6 protein-coding genes are annotated in these 10,734 nt (G+C 75.8%); all 6 read left to right on the forward strand.

Annotated elements, in window-relative coordinates; all coding sequences use genetic code 11:
- Positions 1-174: 174 nt before the first annotated feature.
- The 6 genes from ABZW10_RS29685 to ABZW10_RS29710 all read left to right on the forward strand — a co-directional run bounded on the left by ABZW10_RS29685 (position 175) and on the right by ABZW10_RS29710 (position 10,714).
- Positions 175-1,434 (forward strand): helix-turn-helix domain-containing protein, encoded by a 1,260-nt coding sequence (locus ABZW10_RS29685; RefSeq protein WP_355371816.1) that lies wholly within the window; start codon positions 175-177, stop codon positions 1,432-1,434.
- A 177-nt stretch (positions 1,435-1,611) separates the two neighbouring features.
- Entirely contained in the window at positions 1,612-2,130 is a 519-nt protein-coding gene (locus tag ABZW10_RS29690) for a cobalamin-dependent protein (protein ID WP_355371818.1), read from the forward strand.
- The gene (locus tag ABZW10_RS29695) at positions 2,127-3,476 is read left to right on the forward strand and encodes a methylaspartate mutase (RefSeq protein ID WP_355371821.1); all 1,350 of its coding nucleotides are present in this window, start codon (positions 2,127-2,129) and stop codon (positions 3,474-3,476) included. Before ABZW10_RS29690 ends, ABZW10_RS29695 begins: the two co-directional genes overlap by 4 nt.
- Positions 3,473-4,483: an asparagine synthetase A gene (locus tag ABZW10_RS29700; RefSeq protein WP_355371824.1), complete on the forward strand. Its 1,011-nt coding sequence runs from the start codon at positions 3,473-3,475 to the stop codon at positions 4,481-4,483. The genes ABZW10_RS29695 and ABZW10_RS29700 overlap by 4 nt, the downstream gene beginning before the upstream one ends.
- The gene (locus ABZW10_RS29705) at positions 4,480-5,745 is read left to right on the forward strand and encodes a glutamate synthase-related protein (RefSeq protein WP_355371827.1); all 1,266 of its coding nucleotides are present in this window, start codon (positions 4,480-4,482) and stop codon (positions 5,743-5,745) included. Before ABZW10_RS29700 ends, ABZW10_RS29705 begins: the two co-directional genes overlap by 4 nt.
- Positions 5,746-5,962: 217 nt before the next feature.
- Positions 5,963-10,714, forward strand: coding sequence for an amino acid adenylation domain-containing protein (locus ABZW10_RS29710; protein WP_355371830.1), 4,752 nt, complete (start codon positions 5,963-5,965; stop codon positions 10,712-10,714).
- Positions 10,715-10,734: the final 20 nt, after the last annotated feature.

The following is a 10,734-nucleotide window of genomic DNA, read 5'->3' on the forward strand; positions in this document are numbered from 1 at the left end:
TGAACCTGCGGTGATCGGCCGTTGATCGGCCGTAGAGCAGGGCCGTGGACCATCTGCGGCAGGGGAACCCCGGGTCGACGGTCACCACCGCTCGGCGCCGCCCTCGGCGCGCCGGACGGCGGACCGAGCCCCTGGTCCCCGGTAGTTGGCCAACCCACGGAAGGCGGACGGAGCATGGACGGCGTTCACACCCTGCACTCGACGGCGGGCTTCGGAGAGCTGCTCAGGATCCGGCGCGAGCGCATCGGCCTGACCCAGCAGGTGCTCGCCGATCACGCGACCCTGAGCGTCCGGGCGATCCGCGACATGGAGAGCGGACGGGTGCAGCGCCCCCGGCAGGAGACGGTCCGGCTGCTGGCCGACGCGCTGCGACTGGAGGGCCGCAGCCGCACGGTGTTCGAGGCGGCCGCGCGCCGCCAGACGCTCGCCGAGGAGCCGCGCGACGAACCGGCCGCCCCGCCGGTGGCCCGCGGCGCGATCGTCGGCCGGGAGCCGGAGGTCGACGCGCTGACCGACGCCCTCGCCGTGCACGGCGACCGGCTGGTCACGGTGACCGGCCTCGGCGGGGTCGGCAAGACCAGACTCGTCCTGGAGGCGGCCTGCCGGCTGCACCGCACGGCCCGCTGGTCGGTGCGCTGGACGGACTGGGCCAGCCGGCCCGGCATGGGCCCCGAGCGCCGTGCCGAGCTGGCCCGGGCGATCGGCACCCGCCCCACCCTGCTGGTCCTGGACGGCGCCGACACCGGCGTGGAGCCCGCCCTGCTGGACGAGCTGTTCCAGCGCTGCCCGGGCCTGCGGGTGCTGATCACCGCCCGGGTCGCGCAGCCGCTGCCCGGCGGCCAGGTGATCCCGCTCGCCCCGCTGCCCACCCCGGCGCCGGAACTCGACCACGATCCGCTGGCCCTCGCCGAGGTGGGCGCCGTCCGGCTGCTGCTGTCCCATCTGCGCCGGCTGCGCCCCGGCTACCGGCTGGAGCCCGAGGAGGCGCCGGCGGTGGCCGCGCTCTGCCGCCAGCTCGACGGCCTGCCGGGCGCGCTGGAGCTGGCCGCCGGCTGGTCGACGGTGCTCTCCCCGCGCCAGCTGGTGGCCCGGCTGGCCGAAGGGCCGTTCCAGCTCGCCCCTCCGCCGGCCGGGTTCGGCGGACGCGGTGGGGTCGGCGAGGCCCTGGACGCGGCGCTCGACCGACTGACGATGGGCCAGCGCGACCTGCTGGCGCGGCTGGCCGCCGAACCGGGGGACTGGTCGGGGGAGGACGCCGTCGAACTGAGCGGGCGGCCCCCGCAGGAGTCGCTGGCCGCCGTGCACGAGCTGCTGGCGAGCGGGCTGATCCGCAGCGTCCCCGCCCGCGACGGCGTGCGGTTCACCGTGCTGAACCTGTGCCGCCGCCTGTTCGGCGCCGCCGGGGCGTACCCGGTGCTCGCGACGGCGAGCTGACACCCGTCGTTCGAGGCGCCCCCGTACCGCGCACCCCCGTCCCGCGCGCCGCCCGGGTGCGTCCGGGTGCCCGGGTGCCGCCGATACTGCCCGTCTCTTGCCGGGTGAGCTGCCGGTCCGCCCGCCGGATCCTCCCTAGCGTTCTGTCCATCACTCACCGACACAGAGGGTTGCGCCGTGGACCAGTTGGAGCAGCAGCGCGCAGCGGCCGAACCGGCCGGGCTGGAGGTCGTCGTGTCGACCATGGCCTCGGACTCGCACACCTGGAACCTGGTCTTCCTGCAACTGCTGCTGGAGGAGCTCGGCCACCGGGTCACCAACCTGGGCGCCTGCGTACCGGACGAACTGCTGGTGGCCGAGTGCCGCCGGGCCGCGCCGGACCTCATCGTGCTCAGCAGCGTCAACGGGCACGGCCACCACGACGGCCTGCGGGTGATCCGCGCGCTGCGGGCCTGTCCCGAACTGGGCCGCACGCCCACGGTGATCGGCGGCAAGCTCTCCATCGCCGGCCCCGGTGACCCGGACCGGCAGCGGTCGCTGCTCGCCGCCGGGTTCGACGGGGTCTTCGAGGAGGGCCGGTCGGTCGCCGACTTCCGCGCCTTCGTCGGCTCGCTGCCCACCGCCGGGTCGCCCGGCCCCGTCCTGCCCCTGCCCCTGTCCCTGCCCGTGGCGAGCGTCTCCCGGGTGCTGCGGTGAGCGCCCTCGCCGCCGCCGCGCCCGGCGGCTCCCGCCCCGCCAGAGCCGGGTTCGGCGCCTTCGTCGCCCGGGCCAGGGCCGCCGGCGCGCTGGTGGTCCAGCCCCGGATGGGCATGGCCGACCCGCTGCGGATGCGCGACGGCCTGCTCGCCACCCGGGGCGCGGACGCCGTTACCGTCGGCACCATCACCCTGGACAGCTACACCCGCACCGGCGACCTCGCCGCCGCCCGCCGCGCCCTGGCCGACGGGATCGGGCTGAACGGCTACCCGATCGCCGGCCACCCGGTGGACGTCACCCGGGCGGTGCTGCGCGGGGTCGCCGGCGAGGGCTTCCCGGTGCAGGTCCGGCACGGCTCGGCGCTGCCCGAGCACATCGTCCGCGCGCTGCTCGCGGTCGGCCTGGACGCCACCGAGGGCGGCCCGGTCTCCTACTGCCTGCCCTACAGCCGCACCCCGCTGCGCGAGGCGGTGGAGAGCTGGCGACGCAGCTGCGAACTGCTCGCCTCGATCCGCGAGTTCGGCGCCGAACCGCACCTGGAGACGTTCGGCGGCTGCCTGATGGGCCAGCTCTGCCCGCCGAGCCTGCTGATCGCGACGAGCCTGCTGGAGGCGCTGTTCTTCCGGCAGCACGGACTGCGCAGCGTCTCGCTCAGCTACGCCCAGCAGCCCGACCCGCGTCAGGACGAGGAGGCGCTCACCGTGCTCGGCCGGCTCGCCGGCGAGCTGCTGCCCGACGTCGACCACCACCTCGTGCTCTACGCCTACATGGGCGTCTTCCCGCGCACGCCCGGCGGCGCCCGGCTGCTGCTGGAGGACGCCGCCCGGCTGGCGGTGCGCACCGGGGCGGCCCGGCTGATCGTGAAGACGACCGCCGAGGCGCACCGGATCCCGACCGTCGCCGAGAACGTCCGGGCGCTGGAGACGGCCGCCGTGGCCGCCAACGCCGAGCCGTCGCGCCCGCCGCTCGCCGTGCCCGACACCGGCATCGAGGCGGAGGCGCGGGCCCTGATCGGCGCCGTGCTGGAGCTGGACGCCGACATCGGCCGGGCCCTGGTGCGCGCCTTCGCGGCCGGCTACCTGGACGTGCCCTACTGCCTGCACCCCGACAACGCCGGCCGGGCCCGCAGCTCGCTCGGCCCGGACGGGCGGCTGCACTGGTCGGACGTCGGCTCGATGCCGATCGCCGGCCTGTCCGGCGGCCCGCGTCCGCCGATCCTCGGCTCCTCCGACCTGCTCGGCGCGCTCTCCCACGTCCAGTGGAGCTACGACAGCCGCGCCGCCGACACCCCGGAACCCGCCCGAACACCCGCCGCACCACGAGAGTTGGGACTCACCACGCCATGACCACCGACGGGCCCACCCCCGCGACCGCCGCCGCGACGCTCCCGGACCCCGGCCGCCACCTGACCTCTCCGACCACCCGCGCCGCGCTCCGGCTCCAGCACCACCTGCTCTCCGCCGCCCGCGAGTACCTGCGCGGCCGGGGCTTCACCGAACTGCTCCCGCCGATCATCGGCCCGGTCACCGACCCCGGTTCGCGCGGCTCCAAGCAGGTCGACGTCGACTTCTACGGCCACCGCTACAAGCTGATGACCAGCGCGATCCTCTACAAGCAGGCCTCGCTGCTGGCCTTCGACAAGATCTTCTGCATCGCGCCGAACGTCCGGCTGGAGCCGCTGGAGACCGCCGGGACCAGCCGCCACCTGGCCGAGTTCCACCAGCTGGACGTCGAGATGGCCGGGGCGAGCCGGGACGACGCCGTCCAGCTGGTGGAGGAGCTGGTGGTGCACATGGTCGGCAGCGCGGTGCGCGAGCTGCCCAAGGAGTTCGCCGAACTCGGCCGCGACACCGGCGCGTTCGCCGAGCTGCTGAAGGGCTCCTTCGGCCGGATGCGGCACGCCGAGGCGGTCACCGAGCTGCGCGGCCTGGGCCACCCGCAGAGCCCGGACGCCGAACTCGACTGGGCCGGCGAGGCGTTGCTCTCGGCGCGGCGGGACCGGCCGTTCTTCGTCACCGACTACCCCAAGGGCTCGCGCGGCTTCTACGACCGTGAGAACCCCGAGGACCCGGGCCTGCTGCGGAACTTCGACCTCATCGCGGCCGAGGGCTACGGCGAGCTGTGCAGCGGCAGCCAGCGCACCAACGACTACGCCGAGATCGTCACCCGGATGCGTGAGACGGGGGAGAACCCGCAGAAGTACCGCTGGTACCTGGACCTGGTCCGCGAGGGCGTGCCCGGCAGCGCCGGCTTCGGCATCGGCGTCGAGCGGCTGACCCGCTACGTCGCCGGGCTGGACGCGGTCTGGCAGGCCAGCGCCTTCCCCAAGGTGGCCGGGGTGGTGTCGCCGTGAGCGACCTGAGCGCACCCGGCTTCCCGGAGGAGGAGGTCCGGCAGCGGGCCCGGGCCGGGACGGCGGCGGCCTTCCCGCCGCCCGGCAGCTACGGGCAGGTGCTGTTCGGCGCCGAGCGCCCGGCCGGCGGCGCCGGCTCGGCGGACGCGCCGGACGCCCTGGACGCGCTGCGGATCGTGCCGCCGGTGTTCGTGCCGCAGCGGCTGGCCAAGCTGATCGACCTGGGCCGCGAACCCGACTACCGGGACGTCGAACTCACCACCGCCATCGGCGGGTTCACCTCAGCCCTGCCGGTCTACGTGTCCGCGACCGGTTCCACCCGGGCGGCCGGCGGGGACCTCGGTCTGGCGCTCAGCCGGCAGGCGGGCGCGCTCGGCCTGCCGATGGTGATCGGCGAGAACGTCGTCCCGGTGAACGGCTACGGCCGGCTCGGCGAGGCCGCCGACCGGGCGCTGCTCGGCCGGCTGCGCGCCTATGCGGAGCAACTCCCCGACGGGCTGGGCGGGGTGGCCGTCCAGCAGTCCACCGAGGACGCCGATGCCGAGGTGTGGAACCTCCTCTACAGCGACCCGGCGGCCCTGCCGCTGCTCGAATCCGGGCGCCTGGCCTTCGAGTTGAAGGTCGGACAGGGCGCGAAGCCGGGACTCGGCGGGATGACCGTGCTGGACGCCGAGGCCGCCGCCCGGCTCGGCGACCGCTACGGCCTCGACCCGGTCTTCGGCGAGGACGGCCGGGTGCTGCGGGCCAGTACGCCGGGCACCTTCACGGCCGAGATCCTGCGCCAGCAGGTCCGGCTGATGCGCAACAACTTCCCCCGGGCCCGGGTCTGGGTGAAGCTCCACCCCGGCCGGGACGTCGCCGAGGCCGCCCGGGTGGCCGCCGAGGCGGGCGCGGACGCCGTCACCGTGGACGGCGCGGAGGGCGGCACCGGCTGGGCGCCGGGCGCCTTCCCGGCGCAGGTCGGGCTGCCGCTGGCGGAGTGCCTGCGCCGGCTGGCGGCCGCCGGGCCGCCGCCCTGCCTGCTGGTCTCGGGGCGGATGTGGGAGGGCGGCCGGGCGGTCAAGAGCCTGGCGCTGGGCGCCCGTGCGGTGGGCCTGGGCCGGGCGGCCCTGCTGGCCGCCGCCGAGGACCCGGAGGCGGGACTGATCCGCTTCACCGACTGCCTCGCGCTCGAACTGCGGCTGCTGATCAGCGCGCTCGGGAAGTACTCGCCGGCCGCGGTGGACCGCGCCGACGTGTGGTCCCCGGAATTCCCCGGATAGTTCCGGGCCGCCCGAAAACCGAAGAGAGCGAATTCCCGCAGAGCCCGCCGAGGCGCCCCCGTGCGCCCCGGCGGGCCCGTCGCGTTGCGCCAACTCCCGTGTGGAAAGCGGCAGTTGAAACTGCCGATGGTCTTCCGGAAGTTCTGCCGATCGGCGCCGGAAAGCCGCCCTATCGTCGAGATCACTGCCCGCAGCGTCGTCAATTCATCGGGGTTGGATGATGGAATCTAGCGGTTTCCCCTTCATATCCGTCGCGCGCCGGTTCCCGGACCGGCCGGCCGTACGGCTCGGCGACCGGACCGTCCGCTACCGCGAACTGGACGAACTGAGCGGCGCCCTCGCCGCCCGGATCGCCCCCGGGCGGACGGTGGCCGTCACCGGCCGCGACCGGCTGGACCACCTGGTCGGCCTGCTCGCCGCCCTGCGCGCCGGGGCCACCTGCCTGCCGCTGGACCGGGAGGCCCCGGAGGAGCGCAACCGCTGGATCCGCGAGGACGCCGGCGCCACCCTCGCCCTGGTCGACGGCGAACTGACCGAGCTCGCACCGTCCGGCGACGCACCGTCCGGCGACGCACCGTCCGGCGACGCACCGTCCGGCGACGCCGCGGCCGTACCCGCCCCCGGCTACCTCATCTACACCTCCGGCACCACCGGCCGCCCCAAGGGCGTGCACGTGCCGCTCGCCGCGCTGACCGGGCACCTGGCCGCGGCCGTCGACCGCTTCGGCCTGACCGCCGACGACATCGTGCTGCACCTCGCCCGCCCCACCGTCGACGTGGCCGTGGAACAGACACTCACCGCCCTGTCCGCCGGCGCCTGCCTGCTCGTGCCCGAGCAGCAGCTGCTCGGCCCGGACGCCCTGCTGGACCTGCTGGACGCCGAGGGCGTCACCGTGGCCAACCTCGCCGCCGGCTACTTCCAGGAGGTGGTGACGGCGCTGCGCGCCCGGGGCCGCGCCCCGCGCACCCTGCGCCTGATGATCTCCGGCAGCGACCGGCTCTACCCGGACACCGCCGCCGGCTGGTGGGCCGCCACCGGCGTGCCGCTGCTCAACGCCTACGGGCCCACCGAGACCGTGATCACCGCCACTGTCCACGAGCTCTCCGGTGCCACCCGGGCCGCGGACACCACCGACGTCGTCCCGATCGGTACCCCGCTCGGCGAGCGCCGCGCCTATGTGCTGGACGACCGGCTGCGCCCGGTCACCGCCCCCGGCGAGGCCGGCGAGCTGTACCTCGGCGGGCCGCTGCTCGCCTCCGGCTACCACGGCCGCCCGGGCCTGACGGCGGGCCGGTTCGTCGCCGACCCGTTCGCGCCCGAGCCGGGCGCCCGGATGTACCGCACCGGCGACGTCGTGCGCCGTGAGGGCCCGGACGCCCCGCTGGAGTTCGTCGGCCGGGCCGACCACCAGCTGAAGATCCGCGGCTTCCGGGTCGAGCCCGGCGAGATCGAGCAGCTGCTCGCCGCCCACCCCGGCGTCGCCGCCGCCGTGGTCGTCGCCCACGAGGGCCGGCTCGCCGGCTACGTCACCGGCGGCGCCCCGGACCCCGCCGCGCTCCGCGCCCACCTGGCCGAGCGGCTGCCCGAGCACATGGTCCCCGCCACCGTCACGGTGCTGGACGCCTTCCCGCTGACCGCCGGGGGCAAGATCGACCGCGCCGCCCTGCCCGAACCGCGCTCCACGCCCGCCGCCGCCCCGGCCGGCCGCCCGCTGCGCACTCCCGCCGAGCAGCTGATCGCCGCCGTCTGGGCGGACGTGCTGGGTGTGCCCGAGGTCGGCGCCGACGACAACTTCTTCCACCTGGGCGGCGATTCGCTCACCGCCGTGCGCGTGGTCGGCCGGGTCTTCGACGTCTTCGGCATGATCTCCCCGTACACCATCTTCGACGCGCCGACGCTGGCCGAGTTCGCCGCCGCCGTCACCGCCTCCGCCGGTGGCGAGCGCCCGCCGCTGACCCGGGCCGGGGCCGTCTCGGCGCCGCTGTCCCCGTACCAGCGCGGCCTCTGGTTCCTCGACCAGTGGAACCCGGAGGCGCCGACCTACATCGTGCCCTGGGTGTTCCGCTTCGCCGGCCCGGTCGACCCGGAGCTGCTGCGGCGGGCGCTGGACGGCGTGGTGGCGCGGCACGAGGCGCTGCGCACCACCTTCGAGTTGGCCGACGACGGCCCGCGCCAGCTGATCCACCCCGCCGTGGAGGTGCCGTTCACGGTGACCGACACCGAGGCCGGACGGGTCGACGCCCTGGTCGCCGAGGCCGCCCTGGTCCCCTTCGACCTGGAGCGCGGACCGCTGCTGCGCGCCCACCTCTACCGCACCGGTGCCACCGCCACCCTGCTGCTGCTCTGCCACCACATCGTCTGGGACGAGGGCTCGCTGCCCGTCCTGGAGGGCGAACTCGCCGCCCTGTACGAGGCACTGGCCGCCGGCCGCCCGGCCGAGCTGCCCGGGCCCGCCGTCCAGTACGCCGACTACAGCGCCTGGCTGTACGAGGACCCGGAGCACGCCGAACGCCAACTCGCCCACTGGCGCGAGCACCTGGCCGACGCCCCGACCGATCCCGCGCTGCCCACCGACCACCCCCGGCCCGAAGTGCAGGGCTTCCGCGGCGACTTCCACCGCTTCGCGATGCCGCGCCCGGTCGCCGAGGCCGTCCGCGCGCTGGCCCGCAGCGAGGACGCCACCCCGTTCATGGTGCTGCTGGCCGGCCTCGCACTCACCCTGCACCGCCGCACCGGGCAGCGCGACCTGGTGCTCGGCTCCCCGGTGAGCGTCCGCGGCCGGGCCGAACTCGACGCCCTGGTCGGCTACTTCGTCAACCTGCTGCCGCTGCGGGTGCGGATCGACGAGTCCATGGACTTCCGCGAGCTGGTCCGGCACGTCCGCGAGGTGGCGATCGCCGGCTACCGCCACCAGGAGGCGCCGTTCGACGACATCGCGGCGAGCGTCCTGGAAGGCCGCGAGGACGACCGCGCCGAGAACCGCAACCCGCTCTGCCAGGTGCTGCTGGAGCTGCACCCGCTGGACACCCGCCCGCTGACCGTCGGCGGCTTTGAGGTGACCCGGGAGCTGTACTCCAACCCGGTCTCCCGCTTCGACCTGTCGATCTCCGTCGACGACCGGGGCACCGACTTCACCGGCCGCTTCGAGTACGACTCCGACCTGTTCGATCCCGCCACCATGGCCGAGCTGTGCGAGGCCTGGCTCGGCACCCTGGCCACCGCCGTCGAGTCGCCCGTGCACGCCCTGTTCGAGGCCCGGGCCGCCGCCGCCCCGGACGCGCTCGCCCTCGTCTCCGGCGACGAGCGGCTCGGCTACGGCGAGCTGAACACCCGGGCCAACCGGCTCGCCCACCACCTGGCCGAGGCCGGGACCGGCCGCGGCGACACCGTCGCCGTGCTGGTCGAGCGCGGACCGGACCTGGTGGTCGCGCTGCTCGCCGCGCTCAAGACCGGCGCCGCCTACACGCTGCTCGACCCGGACTTCCCGGCCGAGCGGCTGGCCGGCGCGGTCGCCGACTGCGGGGCCTCGCTGCTGGTCACCCACCGCCGCGCGAGCCCGCCGTTCCCCATCGCCCGCCACCTCGACCTGGACGCCGAGGCCGCCGCCGTCGCGGCCCGTCCCGGCCACGACCCGGGCGTGCCGGTCACCGGCGACGACCTCGCCTGCGTGATGTTCACCTCCGGCTCCACCGGCCGCCCCAAGGGCGCCGCCGTGCCGCACCGCGCGCTCACCACCACCTACCTCGGCCAGGACTACGCCCGCTTCGGCCCCGACGAGGTCTGGCTGCAGTGCTCCCCGGTCTCCTGGGACGCCTTCGCCCTGGAGCTGTACGGCGCGCTCGCCTTCGGCGGCGTCTGCGTGCTGCAGCCCGGCCAGCGGCCCGACCCGCAGGCCATCGCCGAGCTGACCCGGCGCCACGGCGTCACCCAGCTCCAGCTCTCCGCCAGCCTGTTCAACTTCCTGCTGGAGGAGTTCCCGGAGACCTACGACGACCTCAAGGTGGCCTTCACGGCCGGCGAGCGGGCCTCCGTCACCCACGTCGGCAAGGCGCTCGGCCAGTACCCGGACCTGGTGGTCGCCAACGGCTACGGCCCGGTGGAGAGCCTGGGCCTGACCACCTGCCACCGGGCCACCGCCGAGGACGCCGCCGGCGCCGCCATCCCGATCGGCCGCCCGCTGCACGGAAAGGGCGTGCACGTCCTGGACGAGCGGCTGGAGCCCGTCCCCGACGGCACCACCGGCGAGCTCTACGCGGCCGGCGGCGGCCTCGCCCACGGCTACGTCGGCCGGCCCGGGCTGACCGCCCAGCGCTTCGTCGCCTCCCCGTTCGGCGTCCCCGGCGAGCGGCTCTACCGCACCGGCGACCTCGGCCACCGGCGCCCGGACGGGCTGCTGGAGATCACCGGCCGGATCGACGACCAGGTCAAGGTCCGCGGCTTCCGGGTCGAGCCCGGCGAGATCGAGGACGCGCTGACCCGCCACCCCGCCGTCCGGGAGGCCGCCGTCACCGTGCACGAGCCCGCCCCCGGCGACCACCGGCTCGCCGCCTACGTCACGCTCGACCCGGGCGCCGGCGGGGCCGGTCCGGAGGCGCTGCTGGACCACCTGGCCGGGCTGCTGCCCGAGCACATGGTGCCCGCCACCCTCGACGTGCTGGACGCGCTGCCGCTCAACCCCAACGGCAAGGTCGACCGCAGGGCCCTGCCGGCCCCCGCCGAGCGCCGCGCCGCCGCCCCGGCCGACCCGCTCACCCCGCACCAGCGGCTGGTCGCCGACGCCGTCCGGGCCGTCCTGGACCTGCCGGAGGACCTCGGGCCGGACGCCAACTTCTTCCGCATCGGCGGCAATTCGCTGGCCGCCGTGCGGGTCGCGATGAAGCTCTCGCAGCAGACCGGGACCCGGGTCCCGCCGCAGGTGGTGTTCCGCGGCCGCACCGTGGGCGCCATCGCCGAACGGCTGGCCTCGTGATGACGGCCCGCCCCGACACC

This window comes from Kitasatospora sp. NPDC004723, assembly GCF_040609255.1.
Classification (GTDB): Bacteria; Actinomycetota; Actinomycetes; order Streptomycetales; family Streptomycetaceae; genus Kitasatospora.